At 59.8% G+C, this 19012-nt stretch carries 15 protein-coding genes; 7 read left to right on the plus strand and 8 right to left on the minus strand.

Annotation, left to right across the window (positions count from 1 at the left end; translation table 11 throughout):
- Positions 1–11: 11 nt before the first annotated feature.
- Both K3169_RS11490 and K3169_RS11495 read right to left on the minus strand, forming a co-directional pair.
- Positions 12–689 (minus strand): response regulator, encoded by a 678-nt coding sequence (locus tag K3169_RS11490; protein ID WP_027900947.1) that lies wholly within the window; start codon positions 687–689, stop codon positions 12–14.
- Positions 664–4065: an ATP-binding protein gene (locus tag K3169_RS11495; protein WP_231673419.1), complete on the minus strand. Its 3402-nt coding sequence runs from the start codon at positions 4063–4065 to the stop codon at positions 664–666. The genes K3169_RS11490 and K3169_RS11495 overlap by 26 nt, the downstream gene beginning before the upstream one ends.
- 495 nt (positions 4066–4560) lie before the next feature.
- Here K3169_RS11495 and urtA point away from each other — a divergent pair, with 495 nt between their 5' ends.
- The 7 genes from urtA (at position 4561) to K3169_RS11530 (ending at position 11421) form a co-directional block, all read left to right on the plus strand.
- On the plus strand, positions 4561–5805 hold the full coding sequence (gene urtA / locus K3169_RS11500) for an urea ABC transporter substrate-binding protein (protein WP_263271587.1): 1245 nt from the start codon (positions 4561–4563) through the stop codon (positions 5803–5805).
- A 183-nt stretch (positions 5806–5988) separates the two neighbouring features.
- Positions 5989–6906 (plus strand): urea ABC transporter permease subunit UrtB, encoded by a 918-nt coding sequence (urtB, locus tag K3169_RS11505; RefSeq protein WP_027900944.1) that lies wholly within the window; start codon positions 5989–5991, stop codon positions 6904–6906.
- A 25-nt stretch (positions 6907–6931) separates the two neighbouring features.
- The gene (gene urtC / locus K3169_RS11510; protein ID WP_231666545.1) at positions 6932–8104 is read left to right on the plus strand and encodes an urea ABC transporter permease subunit UrtC; all 1173 of its coding nucleotides are present in this window, start codon (positions 6932–6934) and stop codon (positions 8102–8104) included.
- Positions 8101–8862, plus strand: a complete 762-nt coding sequence (gene urtD, locus K3169_RS11515) for an urea ABC transporter ATP-binding protein UrtD (RefSeq protein WP_263271589.1) — start codon at positions 8101–8103, stop codon at positions 8860–8862. The genes urtC and urtD overlap by 4 nt, the downstream gene beginning before the upstream one ends.
- A 13-nt stretch (positions 8863–8875) precedes the next feature.
- Positions 8876–9565, plus strand: a complete 690-nt coding sequence (gene urtE, locus K3169_RS11520) for an urea ABC transporter ATP-binding subunit UrtE (protein WP_027900941.1) — start codon at positions 8876–8878, stop codon at positions 9563–9565.
- A 141-nt stretch (positions 9566–9706) separates the two neighbouring features.
- Entirely contained in the window at positions 9707–10936 is a 1230-nt protein-coding gene (fmdA, locus tag K3169_RS11525) for a formamidase (RefSeq protein WP_027898416.1), read from the plus strand.
- A gap of 137 nt (positions 10937–11073) precedes the next feature.
- A complete protein-coding gene (locus tag K3169_RS11530; RefSeq protein WP_122397566.1) occupies positions 11074–11421 on the plus strand; it encodes an FmdB family zinc ribbon protein in 348 nt (115 codons plus the stop codon).
- Between the two features lie 292 nt (positions 11422–11713).
- Here K3169_RS11530 and K3169_RS11535 read toward each other — a convergent pair whose 3' ends face one another.
- The 6 genes from K3169_RS11535 to K3169_RS11560 are packed head-to-tail and all read right to left on the minus strand — an operon-like array spanning position 11714 to position 19012.
- Positions 11714–13120: a lipid II flippase MurJ gene (locus tag K3169_RS11535; protein WP_263271590.1), complete on the minus strand. Its 1407-nt coding sequence runs from the start codon at positions 13118–13120 to the stop codon at positions 11714–11716.
- A 9-nt stretch (positions 13121–13129) separates the two neighbouring features.
- Complete coding sequence (locus K3169_RS11540; protein WP_231677591.1) at positions 13130–13951, minus strand: acyltransferase; 822 nt, start codon at positions 13949–13951, stop codon at positions 13130–13132.
- Entirely contained in the window at positions 13948–15354 is a 1407-nt protein-coding gene (locus K3169_RS11545; RefSeq protein ID WP_231677590.1) for an O-antigen ligase family protein, read from the minus strand. The genes K3169_RS11540 and K3169_RS11545 overlap by 4 nt, the downstream gene beginning before the upstream one ends.
- On the minus strand, positions 15354–16454 hold the full coding sequence (locus K3169_RS11550) for a glycosyltransferase family 4 protein (RefSeq protein WP_027901618.1): 1101 nt from the start codon (positions 16452–16454) through the stop codon (positions 15354–15356). Before K3169_RS11550 ends, K3169_RS11545 begins: the two co-directional genes overlap by 1 nt.
- Complete coding sequence (locus tag K3169_RS11555; RefSeq protein WP_027901619.1) at positions 16445–17674, minus strand: glycosyltransferase family 4 protein; 1230 nt, start codon at positions 17672–17674, stop codon at positions 16445–16447. The genes K3169_RS11550 and K3169_RS11555 overlap by 10 nt, the downstream gene beginning before the upstream one ends.
- A gap of 3 nt (positions 17675–17677) precedes the next feature.
- Positions 17678–19012: a cellulase family glycosylhydrolase gene (locus K3169_RS11560; RefSeq protein ID WP_231677589.1), complete on the minus strand. Its 1335-nt coding sequence runs from the start codon at positions 19010–19012 to the stop codon at positions 17678–17680.

A 19012-nucleotide genomic window follows, 5' to 3' on the forward strand; every position in this document is an offset into this window, starting at 1 on the left:
CTTACTGTCAATCAAACCCGATCCGTCATCGCCGCCAACGCCACCGAAGTCGCCGCAGTCCGTGTTTCCACACCCAGCTTGATGTAGATATGTTCCAGGTGCTTGTTCACGGTCCGAGGACTGAGTTGCAGGATGTCCCCAATGTCTTTGTTGGTCTTGCCGCAAGACACCCAGCGCAGCACTTCGATTTCCCGTTCGGTGAGTTGGAAGCGGCTGGATAGTTTGCCGTAGGCGGGTTTGTCGTCGAAGCCCAGGCTGGCGGATTGCGAGGCGCTGCGGGCGGATTGCAGGATGCGTGCGGTGCGCAGATGGGAGGCGACGCGGGCCAGGACTTCGTCGCAGACGATGGGTTTGGTCACGTAGTCGATGGCCCCGGCTTCGAAGCCTTTGACGACGTGTTCGCTGTCGGTGAGGGCGGTCATGAACAGGATCGGGATGTTGGCGCTTTCTGGCTGCGCTTTGATCCGGCGACAGGTTTCGAAGCCGTCCAGGCCGGGCATCATGGCATCGAGCAGGATCAGGTCCGGGCGTCGGCGTTGAATACGGTTCAGTGCGCTGCTGCCGTCCAGGGCCACCAGGACCATGTAACCGGCCTCATCCAGCGCGTCGGAGAGCAGCGCGAGATTATCCGGGGTGTCGTCGACGATCAGGATGATGCCGTTGTCAGCGGGTTGGGTCGGGGCGTTCATTGAGGGCCTCCTTCAGTTGCAGGCTGAGTTCATCCAGACGAAAGCCCTTGGCAAGGTTTCGCAGGTCGGCGATGAAGCTGGCGCTGGTGACGCTTTCTCGCTCGATGGCATCGAGTTTGGCCTGAATGCCGCGCACATAACCCAGGCCGCACAGCTCGTACAGATCCAACAGGTCCTGGCGTGGCGGTAGTGTCCACGGCGTTTTGACCACCGACGTTGTGCGTAAGCGACGCAGCCATTGCAGTTGCAAGTGGTGTTGAATGCGATCCAGCAGTTGCTGGATGTGTACCGGTTTGGCGAGATAGTCGTCACAGACCTCCGGCAGGCTGCGCTCTTTGTCGTCGGTGAACGGGTTGGCGTTGGCGGAAATAATAATGATCGGTGCCAAAGACAGGGCATTGCGACGGATCAGGCGGCTGGTCTCCCAGCCGTCCATGTCCGGCATCGACAGGTCCATGAGAATCAGGTCCGGGTGCAGCAGCGATACCTGACGAATTGCTTCCTGACCGTTCGCAGCCTGGGCCACTTCAAAGCCCAATGGCGCGAGCATGCCGCTGATGACTTTGCGATGCTCAATGTGATCGTCCACCACCAGGATCAGCCGTCGCTCGCCCTCATAACCCATCACGTCGTGATCCACATGGATCACCGCTTTGGGCACGCGTACTTCGGACAGAAACAGCCGGACCTGAAAACGTGTGCCTTCGTCGGGCTGGCTGGTGACGGACAAGGCGCCGCCCATCAACGAGGTGAGCATGCGGGTGATGGTCAGTCCCAGGCCGACGCCGTTGTCCTGACGTACCAGGCCGCCGCGTTCGAAGGGCTGGAAGATGCGGTCGATCTGCTCGGGAGCAATACCGATGCCGGTGTCGATGATGTCAAAAATCGCCGTTTCCCGGCGGTAGCTGACCAGCAGGCAGACTTCGCCGCTGTCGGTGAAATTCACTGCGTTGCCCAGCAAGTTGATGAGGATTTGCCGCACGCGCTTTTCGTCGCCGCGCACCACCGCTGGCATGCGGCCTTCCACATGGAGACGGAAGGTCAGGCCTTTTTCCCGCGCTGTCGGGGCAAACATTTGTTCCAGATCGTGAAGGAATTCCTGAAAGAGAATTTCCGACGGTTCAAGGCGTAGCTTACCGGCCTCGATTTTGGCGACATCAAGTAAGCCGTCGATCAACGACAGCAAGTGCGAGCTGCTGCGCAGGATGGTCGCCAGCGGGTCTTGCTGATGGGCCGGGGTTGCGGGGTCGCGTTGCAGAATCTGGGTGAAGCCGAGAATGCTGTTCAGTGGGGTACGCAGTTCGTGGGACAGGCCCGTGACATAGCGACTCTTGGCGGCGTTGGCTGCTTCCGACGCTTCCTTGGCTTTTTGCAACGCCTGATCAGTTTTGTCGTGGGCGTCGATTTCCTGCATGAGCAAGGCAGTCTGGCGGTCCGATTCTTCCAGCGCGACGCGACGGCTTTCCCGGGTCAGCACCACCCACCAGGCCAGAATGCCGGCGAACACGCAGAGAGTGAAGAATGCCTTGAGGAACGCGAGAAACAGCGTGTGATGCACGGCGGGGGACTGGTCGATCAGGCTGTGGGAAACCTGGCCATAGATCACCGCCAAGGCTCCGGAAATGGTCAGCAGCAACACGGTCAGCAAGCCGAGGTATTGCGCCAGGCGGGTATGCAGGTATTGCAGAGGCAGTTTCGGCAGCAGTTTGCTGATCACGTCTTCGAACTGCATCGACAGCCGTGCGCGGCTCTTGCACTGATCGGCGCAGCGGGCGTCCAGCGAGCAGCACAACGAGCAAATGGGCGAGCTGTAGGCCGGGCAGTAAGCCATGTCCGGCGTTTCGAATTCGTTGCTGCACAGGCCACAACGCAGGCTGGTCTGTTGACCCAGGGGGAAGAGTTGCAGCGGGTCGCTGGTGCGGGCGATGTAGTACTTGCCTTGCGTCCACCAGGCGATCAACGGTGCGGCAATCAACGCGGTGGTCAGGGAAATCAGCGGCGGGGCGGCCTGAGCCAGTTCGCCGAACGCCCCGAAATGGGCACAGATCGAAAGCAGCGAGGCAATCGACATGGCGCCGACGCCGACGGGATTGATGTCGTACAGGTGCGCACGCTTGAATTCGATGTGTTTCGGCGAGAAGCCCAGCGGCTTGTTGATCACCAGATCGGCCACCAGCGTGCCGATCCAGGCAATCGCTACGTTGGCGTAGAGGCCCAGCACTTGTTCGATGGCGTCGAACACTCCCAGCTCCATGAGGATCAGGGCGATGGCGACGTTGAACACCAGCCACACTACGCGGCCCGGATGGCTGTGGGTGACGCGGGCAAAGAAGTTCGACCAGGCCAGCGAGCCGGCGTAGGCATTGGTCAGGTTGATTTTGATCTGGGAAATGATCACGAACAGCACCATGGCCGCCAGCGCCCACTCCGGCGAGCTGAACACGTAACGAAACGCCACCAGATACATCTGCGTCGGTTCTGCGGCCCGTTCGATGGGCACTTCGTGTTGCAGAGCGAGAAAGGCCAGAAAGGCACCGGCCATGATTTTCAGCGCGCCGGGGATGATCCAGCCAGGCCCGGCCATTAGCAGAGCGGCCCACCAGCGTTTACGATTTTTGCGGGTCTTTTCCGGGAGAAAGCGTAAATAATCGACCTGTTCGCCGATTTGCGTCACCAACGACAGCGCGACGCTAAACGCTGCACCAAAGAACAGCAGGTTGAAGGTGCCACCTTCGCCCTCGCGCCCGGCAAAGGTCGTCAGGTCAGTGAGCGCTTCGGGGTTTTTCCAGATGACGAAGATGTACGGCACCAGCAGCAAGGTCAGCCAAAGCGGCTGCGACCACATCTGCAAACGGCTGATCAGGGTGATGCCGTACGCCACCAGCGGAATGATGATGATCGAGCAGATGACGTAAGCCATGGCCAGCGGGATCTGGAAATACAGCTCGATGGCCAGGGCCATGATTGCCGCTTCCAGGGCAAAGAACAGGAAGGTGAAGCTGGCGTAGATCAGCGACGTAATGGTTGAGCCAATGTAGCCGAAGCCTGCGCCCCGGGTCAGCAAATCCATGTCCACGCCGTAGCGGGCCGCGTAGTAGCTGATGGGCAGGCCGGTCAGAAAGATCACCAGCGCCGTGGCAAGGATCGCCCACAAGGTGTTGGTGAAGCCGTAACTCATGACCAGGGCACCGCCGATGGCCTCCAGCGCCAAAAACGAAATCGCCCCGACGGCGGTGTTGGCGATGCGAAATTCCGACCATTTGCGGAAGGATTTCGGGGTGAAACGTAGGGCGTAATCCTCCATGGTCTCGTCGGCGACCAGGCTGTTGTAATCGCGGCGTACCTTGACAATGCGTTGAGAGCCGGAGGGTCGCACGGTTGATTTCCTGAAAGGTTATTGAATTGCCGACAGCAACTTCCGTGCCTGTGAGTTGAACCTCCGTTGTTCCTGACACGGCGCTGATCTTGTGTGCGAATTCATTCGCGAAGAGGCCGGTACATCCAGAGCTCATGCATCGCTTGAAATACCGCATTCCCGAATGAATTCGGTCCCACAGGTAACTCATGAACCTGTGGGAGCCGGGCTTGCCCGCGATAAGACTGGAAGCGATCCGAAGTGAACCGCGTCCAGCCTGATCGCGGGCAAGCCCAGCTCCCACATGAGATGGCATCCCCCTGTCTACAGCGGATCGGGCTCCGCTCACACGGGCGCAATCATCCACTTTTTTACGCAATCCGACCCTACGTCAAATGACGTAGCCCGGTACGTCATGGTGCGTATACCGGGTTTTGTTCGTCGACTTCATGCTTGCCGCTACCTCGCCACAGTGCCTTGCGGACTGTGGGGGCCCACAAGCACAGGAGCGGGAACATGGATTCACGACTGACAGGCGCCAAAAGGTTTTTGCCACGTCGATTGACGCTGGGCGCTGCTGCGCTTTCGCTGATGGCGGCAGGGGTGTTCGGGCAAGTGGCGGTGGCCGATGACGCCAACACCACCGGGCTTGCCGTGACCGCCACCGAAGTGACCGTCGGCCAGTTGCACTCGGCCACCGGCACCATGGCGATTTCCGAGACCGGTTCGATTCAGGCCGAGCGTCTGGCCATCGATCAGATCAACGCCTCGGGCGGCATCCTCGGTCGGCAGATCAAAGTCGTGCAGGAAGACGGCGCATCTGACTGGCCGACCTTTGCCGAGAAAGCCAAGAAGCTGCTGGTCGGTGACAAGGTCGCAGCGGTGTTCGGCTGCTGGACCTCGGCCTCGCGCAAAGCCGTGTTGCCGGTGTTCGAAAAAGAAAATGGCCTGCTGTACTACCCGACCTTTTATGAAGGCCTGGAACAGTCGAAAAACGTGATTTATACCGGCCAGGAAGCCACCCAGCAGATCCTTGCCAGCCTCGACTGGATCGCCAAGACCAAAGGCGCCAAGACCTTCTACCTGATCGGTTCGGACTACATCTGGCCGCGCACCTCCATGAAGATCGCCCGCAAACACATTGAAAACGTGCTCAAAGGCACGGTGGTTGGCGAGGACTACTACCCGCTGGGCAATACTCAATTCGGATCGCTGATCAACAAGGTCAAGCTGAAGAAGCCTGACGTGGTGTTCGCAGCTGTGGTCGGTGGCTCCAACGTTGCCTTCTACAAACAGATGAAAGCCGCAGGCGTGACGGCTGAGAAACAGAACCTGCTGACCCTGTCGGTGACCGAAGACGAATTGCTGGGTATCGGCGGCGAAAACATGAAGGGCTTCTACGCCTCCATGAAGTACTTCCAGAGCCTCGACAACCCCAACAACAAAGCATTTGTTGACGCCTTCAAAGCCAAATACGGCAAGGATTCGGTGATGGGTGACGTGACCCAGGCCGCTTATCTGGGCCCATGGTTGTGGAAAGCGGCGGTGGAGAAGGCCGGCAGCTTCGACATCGACAAAGTGGTCGCCGCATCACCTGGCATCGAGCTGAAAACCGCGCCCGAAGGCTACGTCAAGGTTCACGAAAACCATCACCTGTGGAGCAAGACCCGCATTGGTGAAGTGCAGAGCGACGGCCAGTTCAAGGTGATCTACGAGTCGGACCTGATCGAGCCGAATCCGTTTCCGAAGGGTTATCAGTAGCCGCTGAATCCACCATCCCTGTAGGAGTGAGCTTGCTCGCGATCGGCTGCGAAGCAGTCGTAAAAAATGGCGAATCCACCATTGTTTGAAGGCCGTGCCGGCCTTATCGCGAGCAAGCTCACTCCTACAGTTGAATTGAGGTGCCGTTTTCGCGCACCTCTTTCCACCTCGGAGACCATCATCATGGAATGGCTATCGGAATTTGGTGCCATCGCGGCCATGCAGGGGTTCAACGGGTTATCCGTGTTCTGCGTACTGCTGTTGATGGCCCTGGGGCTGGCGATTATTTTTGGCCAGATGGGCGTCATCAACATGGCCCACGGTGAATTTCTCACCATCGGCGCGTACACCACCTACGTCATGTCCAGCCTGACGTTGCAGTACATGCCGTCCATGCAGCCTTATTACTTTTTCTTCGCCATCGCGTTGTCGTTCGTGGTGGCCGGTGCCGTCGGCTGGGTGGTCGAATCGGTGATGATCAGCCGTTTGTACCATCGCCCACTGGATACCTTGCTCGCCACTTGGGGGTTGTCGCTGGTGATGCAGCAAGCCTTTCGCTCGATCTTCGGTGCCCGGGAAGTCAGCGCCACGCCGCCTGAATGGCTGATGGGCTCGGTCAGCCTCAGCGATGCCATCGAGATTCCTCGTAACGGCCTGTTCGTCATGGGCCTGACCATTCTGCTGACCGCGACGATTTTTCTGATGCTGTACCGCACTCGCTGGGGCCTGCATGTGCGTGCCACGGTGCAGAACCGGATCATGAGCCGTGCAGTGGGGATCAATACCCGCAAGGTCGACCGCATGACGTTTGCCCTTGGCTGCGGAGTCGCCGGAGTCGCCGGTGCTGCGTTCACCACCATCGGCTCCACCGGGCCAACCGCGGGTTCGCTGTACATCGTCGACACCTTCCTGGTGGTGGTTTTCGGTGGTGCACAAAGCCTGTTCGGCACCATCGCGTCGGCGTTTGCCATCGCTCAAACCCAGTCGATTTCCGAATTCTTCATGAGTGGTTCCATGGCCAAGGTCCTGACCCTGTCAGCCGTGATCCTGATTCTGCTGATGCGCCCGCAAGGGTTGTTTTCCAGCAAGGTCCGTAAATGAACGTGTACGAAATTAAGGCGGCCCCATGAATGCTCTGAACAAAATGCTCGGCGGCAAGCAAGGCGTGGTTGGCCTGCTGATCCTGGCCGCGCTGATTCTGGTGGTGTTCCCGCTGACGCTGGACGCCTTCAGGCTGAACATGGTCGGCAAGTACCTGACCTACGCTTTTGTTGCCGTTGGCCTGGTGCTGTGCTGGGGCTACGGCGGGATTCTCAGTCTCGGCCAAGGCGTGTTCTTCGGCCTGGGCGGGTACTGCATGGCGATGTTTCTCAAGCTGGAAGCATCGGACCCGGAAAGCACCAAAATCCAGTCCACCCCCGGCATTCCTGACTTCATGGACTGGAACCAGATCACCGAACTGCCGTGGTTATGGGTACCGTTTCACAGCTTCACATTCACGGTGATTGCAGTGATCGGCGTGCCGGTGATCCTCGCCCTGGTGATCGGGCTGGCGATGTTCAAACGTCGGGTGGGCGATGTGTATTTTTCCATCGTGACTCAAGCCATCGCGCTGATTCTTACCGTGCTGATCATTGGCCAGCAAGGGTTGACCGGCGGCGTCAATGGCATCACCGATCTGAAGACCCTGCTGGGTTGGGACATCCGTGGAGACGGGGCGAAACTGGCTTTGTACTTCATCAATGCAGGGCTGCTGCTGGTCTGCATTCTGATCGGTAAATTCATCCTCGCCTCCAAGCTCGGCCGACTGCTGATGGCCATGCGCGACAAGGAAGAGCGGGTGCGTTTTTCCGGCTATGACGTGGCCAGTTTCAAGATCTTCGTGTTCTGCGTGGCGGCAGCGTTCTCGGCCATTGGCGGGGCGATGTTCGCCTTGCAGGTGGGCTTCATGTCGCCATCGTTCGTGGGCATCGTGCCCTCCATCGAAATGGTGATCTTTGCCGCCGTAGGCGGGCGCATGTCCTTGCTCGGCGCGGTGTACGGCTCGCTGCTGGTCAACTACGGCAAAACCTATTTTTCCGAATCCTTCCCTGAGTTGTGGCTGTACCTGATGGGTGGCCTGTTCATCGCGGTGGTCATGTACTTTCCCAACGGCCTGGCCGGTTTGTGGGAAAGCCACGGCCGCAAATGGCTCGCCAGAGTGCGCGGCAAGCCTGCGCCGGTGCTTGAAAAGCCGCATATCACACCGGTTCAGGCCATGCCGAAAGCCAGCGTCACGCCACTGGAGACTCAGCCATGAACGGCCCGACTGGCTTTCAAATGAACAAACCAGTGCTGGCGATCGAAGGGCTGACCGTGTCTTTCGACGGTTTCAAGGCGGTGGACGACCTCAATCTGTACATCGACCGCAACGAAGTGCGGGTGGTGATCGGTCCCAACGGCGCTGGAAAAACCACCGTACTGGATCTGATCTGCGGCAAGACCAGGGCCACGGGCGGCAGCATCCAGTTCGAGGGCCGGGAACTGACCAAAATGCATGAGTACGACATCGTCCGGGCCGGGGTCGGTCGTAAATTCCAGACCCCGTCGATCTACGACAACCTGAGCGTGTTCGAAAACCTGGAAATGTCTTTTCCGGCAGGGCGCTCGGTGTTCGGTGCGCTGTTTTTCAAGCGCTCCGATGAAGTGGTGGCGCGCGTCAGAGACGTTGCGGCGGACATCTTCCTCGGTGATCTGCTTGAACAGCAGGCGGGCTTGCTCTCCCACGGCCAGAAACAGTGGCTGGAGATCGGCATGTTGCTCATGCAAGACCCACAACTCTTGATGCTCGACGAGCCGGTTGCCGGGATGAGCGTCAGTGAGCGTTCGCAGACGGCCGAGCTACTCAATCGGATCAGTCAGGGCCGCTCGGTGCTGGTTATCGAGCACGACATGGAGTTCGTCAAAAGCATCGCCCACAAGGTCACGGTGCTGCATCAGGGCAATGTGCTGGCTGAAGGCAGCATGGAGTCGGTGCAGAACAACCCGAAAGTCATTGAAGTTTATCTGGGCCACTAATCAGGAGCGCGGCATGTTCAAGATCAATCAGCTGGCGTGTGGTTATGGCCAGAGCCAGATCCTTCATGGCCTGGACCTCAGCGTCGAGAAGCAGGAAATCGTTGCGGTCATGGGCCGCAACGGCATGGGCAAGACCACGCTGTTCAAAAGCCTGATGGGCATCCTGCCGCAATGGGGCGGTCAGGTGCAGGTTGAGGGTGTGGACGTATCGGCCATGGAAACCCATTCGCGGGTTGAGCACGGCATGGCTTACGTGCCGCAGGGACGAATGATTTTCCCGGCCATGAGCGTGCTGGAAAACATCCAGACCGGCTTGCCTGCATCGGCTCGCGGCGTCGTGCCGGAAGATTTGTACGCGTTGTTCCCGGTGCTCTACGACATGCGCGGCCGACGTGGCGGCAACCTGTCCGGCGGACAGCAACAACAACTGGCGATTGCCCGTGCGCTGGCGACCAACCCCAAGGTGTTGCTGCTCGATGAGCCAACCGAAGGCATTCAGCCGTCGATCATCAAGGACATAGCCCGCACCCTGAAAGAGATCCGCACCTTGCGCAACCTGACCATCGTGGTCTCCGAGCAAGTCCTGTCTTTCACCCTGGAAATCGCTGACCGGTTCCTGGTGATCGAGAAGGGCCGCTTCGTGATTGAAGAGACCCGGGCCAATGTCGATGAAGCGACGATCAGTCGGTATTTGTCGGTGTAGTCATCCCCAAGATATGTAGCGTTTGATCAGGCGCCATCGCGAGCAAGCTCACTCCTACAGGTGAGTGCATTCCAACTGTAGGAGTGAGCTTGCTCGCGATGGCGTCAGTACAGCCAACCGAGGAACCCCAGGAGAAACGCCATGACCGAAACGCTGATCAAAGTCGACCTCAACCAGCCTGCCACTGAAAACGAGAACATCCACAACCGCTGGCACCCGGACATTCCGATGGCAGCCTGGGTCAAGCCGGGGGATGACTTTATCCTCGAAACCTATGACTGGACCGCAGGTGCGATCAAGAACGATGACGACGCCAGCGACGTGCGCGACGTGGACCTGTCCACCGTGCATTACCTGTCCGGCCCCATTGGCGTGCATGGCGCTGAGCCGGGTGACTTACTGATCGTAGACCTGCTGGACATCGGCGCGCGGGCCGATTCCCAATGGGGGTTCAACGGGTTCTTTTCCCGGCAGAACGGCGGTGGCTTTCTGACCGATCATTTCCCTTCGGCACAGAAAGCCATCTGGGACTTCAAAGGCATGATGACCAGCTCCCGACACATTCCCGGTGTGGAATTCGCCGGTCTGATTCACCCTGGCCTGATCGGCTGTCTGCCGGATCACAAGATGCTCGCCGAGTGGAACAAGCGCGAACAGGAACTGATCGACACCAACCCGACCCGCGTACCGCCACTGGCCAACCCGCCCCATGCGAAAACCGCGCACTTGGGCAAACTCAAAGGCCCGGCTCGGGACATGGCTGCCGCGACCGGCGCTCGTACCGTGCCGCCTCGTGAACACGGCGGCAACTGCGACATCAAGGATTTGTCCCGTGGTTCGAAGGTGTTCTTCCCGGTGTATGTGGACGGCGCGGGCCTGTCGGTGGGCGATCTGCACTTCAGCCAGGGCGATGGCGAGATCACCTTCTGCGGCGCTATCGAAATGGCCGGCTGGGTGCACATGCGGGTTGAGCTGATCAAGGGCGGCATGGAGAAGTACGGCATCAAGAACCCGGTCTTCAAACCGAGTCCTATTGTGCCCACGTACAACAAGTACCTGATCTTTGAAGGTATCTCGGTGGACGAATCAGGCCAGCAGCACTACCTGGACGTCAACATTGCGTATCGCCAGGCGTGCCTGAACGCAATCAACTACATGACCAAGTTCGGCTACTCACCGGCTCAGGGTTACGCGTTGCTGGGTTCGGCACCGGTGCAGGGACATATCAGCGGCATTGTCGATATCCCCAACGCCTGCGCGACGTTGTGGCTGCCGACCGAGATCTTCCAGTTCGACATCAACCCGAACGCCAACGGCCCGACCAAATTCATTGATGGGCTGGTTGATTTGCCGATTGCTTACGATTTGTAGCGGCGGTCTTCATTCGGCGGGACCTGTGATGCAAAACCTGTGGGAGCGAATTCATTCGCGAAGGCGGTGGTGAATGTGCCGACGTCTTCCCGGATGAATCCGGTCCCACAGATTGAGATAACGACCGGAGCAAATCTATGCCCCTATACGAATTCGATTGCCCCAGCTGTGGGGATTTCACAGCCCTCAAGCCCATGGCCGAAAGCGGTGCGCCGTGCGCCTGCCCGGATTGCGGCGAATCGAGCATGCGGGTGATCTTGTCTGCGCCCGGCTTGAGCACCGTGTCAGGCAACAAACGTCGCGCCATCGAGACCAATGAACGCAGCGCCCACGCCCCGAAAACCGTTGCCGAATATCAGGACAGCAAACGCCACCCGAGCGGCTGCAGTTGCTGCGGACCGAGCAAGCCCGTCGTGCCCACTAAAACCAACCCCCATGCTCTGAAAGGCAAAGCGGCAGGGCGGCCGTGGATGATCAGTCATTGAAGTTAGCTTGCCGGGCTGGGCACCCGAACCTTTGGGAGATTCTATGTTGGCCTGCAAACCTGTGGGAGCGAGGCTTGCCCGCGATGCAGACGACTCGGTTTGTCAGCTACACCGTGTCATCGTTCATCGCGAGCAAGCTCACTCCTACAGGTGAGTGCCAATATTTGTGAGCGGTGCCTTGGCCGAGCCGCATCCGGACAGGACGATAAACGATAACGCAGTGCAGTCTTCCAGCCTCGTCTCATGTATCGCGGGCAAGCCTCGCTCCCACAAAAGCATCGTGTCAAAAGGGTCAATTGCGCCAAGGCCTCAGCCATACCGCGAGGCCAATCAACAACAATGCGCCATACGCACAACTCAACCCCAATTGCAGCCAGGTGTTGCTGATCGGGTGCAGCACCAGCGCCGCGATCAGCATGGCCGCGGCGCCCAGTGCCCACTGGCTTTGCCAGGGTACAAATGTCAGCAATTGTTGGCGGCGCATCAGCAGCAGGCCGGTGATGATTGCGCCGATCAGTGCTGCAATGGCGATGCCGATCAGACCGAAGAAAAACGGCAGGACACCCAGCAGCAGGGCGTTGCACAGGTTGCCGATCAGCTCGCAGTTCAACGGCATGCGGGTATCGCCAGCCGCGTAAGCGTAACGCGCAAGCAAGGCATTCCAGGCACCGAACATCAGCGGTACGGCGAACCAGGCGAGCAGTTCCGGCAACGGTCCGTCATGGGCCAGGGTTGGTAGCAGCAATACCACCAGCGCCCCGGAAGCGCCGATCAGGCCGGCGATGGCGGGCAGGGTCAGCAACGTGGCGCTGCTCAGGCCCTTGCGCAGTAGCACGAGACGCTGATCGGCAGCGCTACCACTCATCAAACCCAGCAGCACCTGGTTGAGACTCATCAAGGCAATCAGCGGCAGATTGATCAGCTTGCGCGCCAGGTTGATCCACGTCACAGCACCTTCGCCCAGCAACGAAGCGACCATTCTTTCCAGCAGTGCCAGACCCTGACTGGCGAGGTTACTGCTCAGCAGCGGCCCGATGCGCTGCATCAGTTCCCGACCGATGCCGGGTTCAGCCTGCCAATGCCAGGGTTTCCAGCCCATGCGATATAACGTCGGCAGCAGCGTGCCGGGCATCAATAAACTGCCTAGCACGCAAGACAATGCCAGGCCGACTGGCGTCGCTGCATGGCTGGCGACGGCGAGATAGATCACCGGTGGCAGGTTGAACAGCAATGAACCCAGCCCGGCCATGACGAAGCGCGAGCGCGCCTGTAACGGTACACACAGCAACGCGTGCAACAGAAAGCCCGGCGCGCACCATGCCAGCCATTGCAGGCTGCTGCCCGCCAGCGCGTAACCACTGGCATCCAGCCCAGGCCCCACGCCACGCACCCACAGCGGTGCACCAAGACTCAACAGCAGCGCCAATGCCAGACCACAGAGCAGCAATCGTGGCGCCAGGGCATTCAGCCAGCGCTGTTGGGCGAGCAGGTCTCGCTGTTGATACAACGGCAACGCAGCCGCGCTCAACAATCCGGCAGCCAGGGCCATGCGCAACGCTTCTGGAAGAAACATCGAGACCAGAAACGCGTCGCTTTGCGCGCCCGCCCCCCAAGCGGCCACCAGCAGCCATTCCCGGGCAAATCCGGCAGCCAGCCCGGTGAGCGTGGCGAGCGTGAGCCACAGCGTTGAACCCAGCATGCATCAGCCTCAGTGAAACAAAGCGAACAGGCCTTTGCCGCCCACTTTGTAGTTGAGGCCACGGGCACGTTCGCCTTTGATTTCGGCGTTCGGGCCGCTGACGATGGCGTAGGGCGGGATGGGTTTGGAGACCACGGCAGCGCCGCCCACGACTGCACCTTCACCAATGTCAGCGCCGAAAGAGAGCAGGGCGCGGCTGCAGATCCAGGCATAGTCATGAATGCGCACCGGCCCGCCCACTGCCCAGAACTCCGGTGCCTGCAGGTCATGACCGCCTGCGATGATCAGCACGTGAGAGGCGACGGTTACGTGGTCGCCGATGATCAGACCGCCTCGCGCATCCAGCTGACAATGCCAGCCGATGGTGGTGTCTTCACCAATGCGCAAACTGTCGACACCAAGGATTTCGGTGTTGCGCCACACGCTGGAGCCCTTGCCGATTTTAGCCCCGCCAATACGTAGCCAGGTCAGGCGCAAGGTGTGGCTGGGGATTTTGCAGATCAGAATGTTGTAAGCCTGTTCCCACGTGCGCAGGATGCGGTCGCGCAGCGTGGGCCAGTTGATTCCGTACAGCGGAATCAACGCGCCGGGCATTTCCGTGGCCAGCAAGCGATAGAAGCGTCGTGCCAGCGGGTGTTCGATACGCGGCTCGATATTCAGGTAGCTGATGAACGACAGCGTGCGGCCCTTGATCGTGGTTTCAAAGCACACGTCGTGACTGAGCATCCATTCATAAGCGCTTTGCAACTCTTCAAGCTCAACGCCCATTTTGCGCGCGTACTCAGGCAAGGCCAGGTGCAGGTCGTGGGAGTGCATCAGACGGTGTTTCATGATTTGATTTCCTGCTCCGGTAAGGCGTGTCGAACGAGGGCCGCCTGGCTTTTCAAGCGTTTTGCCTCATGCAGATTGATACCCAGCATCAGCCAGAACACGGCGATGAGCACGCTGGTGAAACTGAAATAGTGATCGAACAGGCCGCTGGTCAACGCGGCCAGCAGGCCGGTGGTGGTGCCGAGCCAGATGGCGTTGTCATGGGTGAGGGTGATGAAACCGTCTGCCGGGCGGGTTTCACGCCACCAACTGACGGTCACTGCAATGAACAGCAACATGCCGGGGATGCCCATCTTGTAGATGAAGTTCAGCCACAGGTTGGAAATCCCGAACAGCGTTGCACCTGGCACCGGCGGGTCTATCTTGAAACCAATGCCCATGGGGAATTTGGCCATGGCGTCGGGGAAGTTGCTGTACTCAAGGAAGCGAATCGCGGTGCTGGTGTCGTCGTTGGTGAACAGGGTGAAAATCCGTTCCTGCAACGGCGGATAGAACATCAACAGCAATGCCCCGGCAACGCCGCCGCCCATGAGGACACGGCCAATGAAAGGCACTCGTTTGCGGGCCATCCACATCATGACCAGCGCCAGGCTGACCAAGGCTCCGCGAGAACCGGTCAGCAACAGACCTATGCTGCCCAGAATCGCGACGGCAAAACCCAGTGATCTCGGCCAGCCGCTGCGGGTCATGCCAATGCAGAACCCCAGCGGCACAATCAGCGCCATGGCGCCGCCCGCGACATTGGGGTGCATCCAGGGTGTGCCCATTCGGTCGGCCAGCGAGAGCAGGCTTTCGTTCAGCACGTCGACGCCGCCATAACCAAGAACCCCAAGGACCGGGATCATGGCGACGGCCGTGCGCGCTTTCAGAAACACCGGAATCGACAGCAACAGCAGCAACAGCGTGCCGAGCAGCAGTGCGCAGATCATTTGCTCACGGTATTTCTGCTGATCCAGCAAGCGCGGCACCAGAAACAGAGCCGACAGATTGAACAGCCAGCGCACCCAGTTGATGGGGCCGTTGCCCAGCGCAGTAATGGTCAATTGCCCGACGATAAACGGTAGAGCGCTGTACAGCATCAGCGCAATCAGCAGCCGTTCCGTACGCAGCAACGGTGGAACTCGTGGCGGGTCGGTGAACATCCGGTGCGCCAGATACGCCGCCCAGACCAGCATCAGCAGTGCTTCGGAAATAGTCGTGCGAATGCCGACATTCACGGTGGAGTAAGGCAAAAACGTGGCCAGCACGCCAAACAGCAGCAAGCCACGCAGGGGACGACGAATCACCGTGGCGACGGCGACCACGCCGATCATCGCCGCCACCACCTTGAACGCAGGCAGCAACCAGAACATCGCGCCAAACAATAGACCGAAGAGCAAGCCGACGGGCATTGCCAATGGCATCAGCGCAACTCCTCGATCAGCTCATCGAAGCGCTGGTTGAAAGCTTTGGGTCCATACCCGGCAGCCCAGGTCTTGAGTACTTCAGGGTCTTCCTTTTCAGTGTTGGCCAACGTGCCCATAAGGTTGATCAGCGCACCGGTGTCGGTGGGTGAAAAGCGCGGGCTGCCGGGCGGGGTGATTTCATCCAGTGAGGAACCGCTGGCCACGGCTACGGGGGTGCCGACACCCAGTGCTTCAACCACCGGCAAGCCAAAACCTTCGGCATAGGAGGGCTGCCACATGCGGTCGGCCCGGGCGTAAATGGCGTGCAGTTCGGCATCAGTGATATCGCTCAGGAAGTGCAGTCCGGGCAACGCCTGCTGTGCGGGAGGCAAGTGCTCAGGTGCGCCGATCAGGATCAGGTCCGGTACGTTCTCGAACTGGCGACGGGCGCTTTGCCAGGCATCGATGAACCAGCCCATGTTCTTGCGCGGCTCTCGGGTGCCAACGCACAACCAGTAACGCTCCGGCAGCGTCCAGCCTTGCAGGTCCGAAGGCGCATCGCTCCAGCCGCTGACCAGCGCGGGCAATACGCGCAACTTGTCACGGGTCTCGGGAAACAGGCGGATGCATTCATCGGCGGTGAATTGCGAGGGCGTCCAGATGCGGTCCGCGACTTTTAGTGAGTGAGCGATGGATAGCCGATCGGTGACGCCGTAAATCCGCGCCTTGAGCTGTGAGCCATGGCTGTTTTTCAGCGTCAGCTGGAAGAGGTCCTGCAACTGCAGCACGTAACGCATACCCTCGGGTTTGCGGCCCAGGGGCAGGCCCATGTTCATGTTGCAGATGTACACCTGTACTTCCGCGTCGCGCAGGGCCTTGGGCAAAAACAACCCTTCGAAGCGCAAGCGTTCCGGCAGTCGGTGGATGCCGTTGAGAGGGGTTGACCATTTCGGGCAGTAGGCCAGGCGGCGGATCGGGTGGTCGAACGGCGCTACGCTGAACAATTGCACCTGGGTGTTGGGGTTGGCTCGCGCGGCTTCCTCGAGGGCGATGTTCTGGCGGCCGATGCCGCTGTTCGGGTAGCCAGTCGCTGGCCGGTAATCCAGTCCTATACGCATGGGCGCGGCTCCTGTTCGGCTTTGACTTTGGCGGGCGTCAGTCGGGTGTAAATGCGCTCCAGTTGAGCGGCAGATACCGACCAGTCATGGTGGGTTTGCACGTATTTGCGGCCGGCTTCGCCGATCTGCGCAAGACGCGCGGGTTGTTCAATCGCTTCGGTGATGATCCGGGCCAGTTCCAGAGGGTCTTCGCTGCCCAGATAGTGCTCGCCGTTGACCACGGCAAGCCCCGAGCTGCCCTGGTCGGTGGTGACCACCGGCAACCCGGCGGCCATGGCTTCCAGCACCTTGAGCTTGGAGCCGCCACCCTGACGCAGTGGTGCGAAAAATATCGCGGTGTTGTTCTGCAAGGCTCGCAGGTCCGGGACGAAGCCCTGAAACTCGATGCGTGGATCAGGCCAGCGATCACGCCACGATTCGGGCAAGGCGAAGCCGCACACCACGAAGCGCAAGGTGGGCGCGTGCTGCCAGACCTTCGGCATGATTTCGCTCAGGGCCCATTCGATAGCGTCCACGTTGGGGCCGTATTCGTAGTTGCCAATGAACAGCAGGCGATTGCTGTAAGGGTCCGGCTTGACCTGGGCGTAGTAGCCGCAGTCGACGCTGTTGACGACCACCGCAGTGGCCTTGCCACTGAGTCGGGAGATTTCCTTGGCGTCATCTTCCGTCACCGCGATCAATTGATCGGCCTGACGGAACACCCGGCTTTCCCAGTGGCGATAACGCCAGCGATCATAGCTGGCGAACAGGTTTGCCCAACGCGGCAGCCGGTCGTAGCTGGTAGCGCCCATGGCCGATTCAACGTTGTGTTCGGTCATCACGAACGGCTTGCCGGATCGTCTCAGGGGCTTTTCGAGGGGTTCGAAACCGTACGTATGCTGAAGCTGGATCACATCCCAGTGCTCCTCCAGCAATCCTTCGAAGACCTCGCTCAGGCGCGGTGCATAGCCGTTGATACAGGCCAGCATGGGCGCTGGCGCCACGGCGATCGCCATCAGCGTCTTGAGGCTTTTGAGCGGACGGCGCGGCACGACGATCAACCGTTCCAGCCAAGGCTCCAGCGCGTCACGGGCACTTTGATCGACGTCCGTCTTGGACTGCACCAGCAACGTAATCTGGTGGCCACGCGCAGCCAGATTGCGCAGCAGGTGGTATTCCCGCGTTTTGCCGCCGCTGGTGGTAGGCCAGGGCATGTAGGGTAGTGTCCAGAGAATTCGCATCGCTCAGGGTTTCCATTCCAGAATTTGCAAGGTCGGCTTGAGGGCCACGCTGACGCCTTGGGTCTGAGTATTGTCGGTACTGCCCACTTCGGTGCGCGTGCCGCTCAACGGATCGTGAATGACCGCTGATTTGATCGCCGGAAACGTCAGGGTGGTGCCCGTAGCACTCCAGAACATCAGCAGCCGTGTGCCGTCGCTGCGGGTCCAGGGCACGGCATACAGATCGGCGGGTACCGCGCTGACGCCCGGCGGATCGGCAGGCTCCAGACGCGGGCCGGTGATGGTCAGAAAATTCTTCAGGGCGGTGTAGACCGGTTTCGGATTGCCCTGCAGATCAAGCAGACCGTAAGCCTGATCCCGGGCGCTGGCGCGTTCGTCGAGATCACTCAGGTTGAACAGGAATATCCGTTGGTAATCCATCGCGCTCATCAGCGCCAGGCGGCGCAGGGTGTAGTCGGCCTGGCCTTGCACACCGATGATCGCCTGCATTTCCACCGGGCCGTTGTAACTCGACCATCCCCATTCGGTGGCCCACACCTGCTTGACGCCGTTGCTGTGCAGCAGGTTGTTCATGGCGTTGGCTTTGATCAGAAAATCCCGGTCGGGCGGTGAGTCACCTTCCGGATACTCGGAATACGGGTGATAGGCGGCCACGATGTTGCGGGTCCCCAGACCCCGATCCACCAGGGTTTGCAGCATATAACCCGGGGTGCTGTGCATCTGGCTGTAGTAGGCCATGCCCGCAGTGACGATGGTCTTGTCCGGTTCGGCTTTGCGGATCGCATCGGCCGTCGTCGTCAACAGGGTGTCGTAGGCCACCGGGTCTTCTTTAGGCAGCCAGATAATGTTGGGCTCATTCCAGACCTGCCAGTTGTCGACCTGCGGATAACGCTGTGCCAGCGAGGCCATGCGCGCGGCAAACACGTTGAAATCCCGGGGCGGGTATTGGTCGCGGCTTGGCACGCCCTCAGGAGCGCTGCTGACATAAGGCGCAGAGCCGACCAGATACGCGAGGATGTTGTAGTGGTGGGTGTTCATGGTCGCCATTGCGCCGTCCAGATCAACCAGGTCGAACTGATTCTGCTCGGGCTCGATGATCGGCCAGTGAATGGTCAAGCGTACCCAGTTGAGGCCCAGCGCATCCAGTTGATCCATCTGCTGCTGGTACATCGCGGGTGAAAAATACTGGAACTGCGCGTTGACGCCCAGAAAGTCCTGCCAGACAACCGCGCGGGGTGCACGCAGGACGGTTGCCGCCTGTGCATCGGGTATCCAGTCAGACACCAGCGCCGAACAGGCCAGCACACTGGCCAACCACAAACCCGCTGCAGATTTCAT

Source organism: Pseudomonas phytophila (assembly GCF_025643095.1).
In the GTDB taxonomy this organism is placed as follows: Bacteria; Pseudomonadota; Gammaproteobacteria; order Pseudomonadales; family Pseudomonadaceae; genus Aquipseudomonas; species Aquipseudomonas quasicaspiana.

What these genes read in the sequence shown, in the direction of transcription:
- K3169_RS11490 (WP_027900947.1), bottom strand. Translation starts at nt 689, where the DNA reads ATGAACGCCCCGACCCAACCCGCTGACAACGGCATCATCCTGATCGTC.
- urtA (WP_263271587.1), top strand. Translation starts at nt 4,561, where the DNA reads ATGGATTCACGACTGACAGGCGCCAAAAGGTTTTTGCCACGTCGATTG.
- urtB (WP_027900944.1), top strand. Translation starts at nt 5,989, where the DNA reads ATGGAATGGCTATCGGAATTTGGTGCCATCGCGGCCATGCAGGGGTTC.
- urtC (WP_231666545.1), top strand. Translation starts at nt 6,932, where the DNA reads ATGAATGCTCTGAACAAAATGCTCGGCGGCAAGCAAGGCGTGGTTGGC.
- urtD (WP_263271589.1), top strand. Translation starts at nt 8,101, where the DNA reads ATGAACGGCCCGACTGGCTTTCAAATGAACAAACCAGTGCTGGCGATC.
- urtE (WP_027900941.1), top strand. Translation starts at nt 8,876, where the DNA reads ATGTTCAAGATCAATCAGCTGGCGTGTGGTTATGGCCAGAGCCAGATC.
- fmdA (WP_027898416.1), top strand. Translation starts at nt 9,707, where the DNA reads ATGACCGAAACGCTGATCAAAGTCGACCTCAACCAGCCTGCCACTGAA.
- K3169_RS11530 (WP_122397566.1), top strand. Translation starts at nt 11,074, where the DNA reads ATGCCCCTATACGAATTCGATTGCCCCAGCTGTGGGGATTTCACAGCC.
- K3169_RS11535 (WP_263271590.1), bottom strand. Translation starts at nt 13,120, where the DNA reads ATGCTGGGTTCAACGCTGTGGCTCACGCTCGCCACGCTCACCGGGCTG.
- K3169_RS11540 (WP_231677591.1), bottom strand. Translation starts at nt 13,951, where the DNA reads ATGAAACACCGTCTGATGCACTCCCACGACCTGCACCTGGCCTTGCCT.
- K3169_RS11545 (WP_231677590.1), bottom strand. Translation starts at nt 15,354, where the DNA reads ATGCCATTGGCAATGCCCGTCGGCTTGCTCTTCGGTCTATTGTTTGGC.
- K3169_RS11550 (WP_027901618.1), bottom strand. Translation starts at nt 16,454, where the DNA reads ATGCGTATAGGACTGGATTACCGGCCAGCGACTGGCTACCCGAACAGC.
- K3169_RS11555 (WP_027901619.1), bottom strand. Translation starts at nt 17,674, where the DNA reads ATGCGAATTCTCTGGACACTACCCTACATGCCCTGGCCTACCACCAGC.
- K3169_RS11560 (WP_231677589.1), bottom strand. Translation starts at nt 19,012, where the DNA reads ATGAAATCTGCAGCGGGTTTGTGGTTGGCCAGTGTGCTGGCCTGTTCG.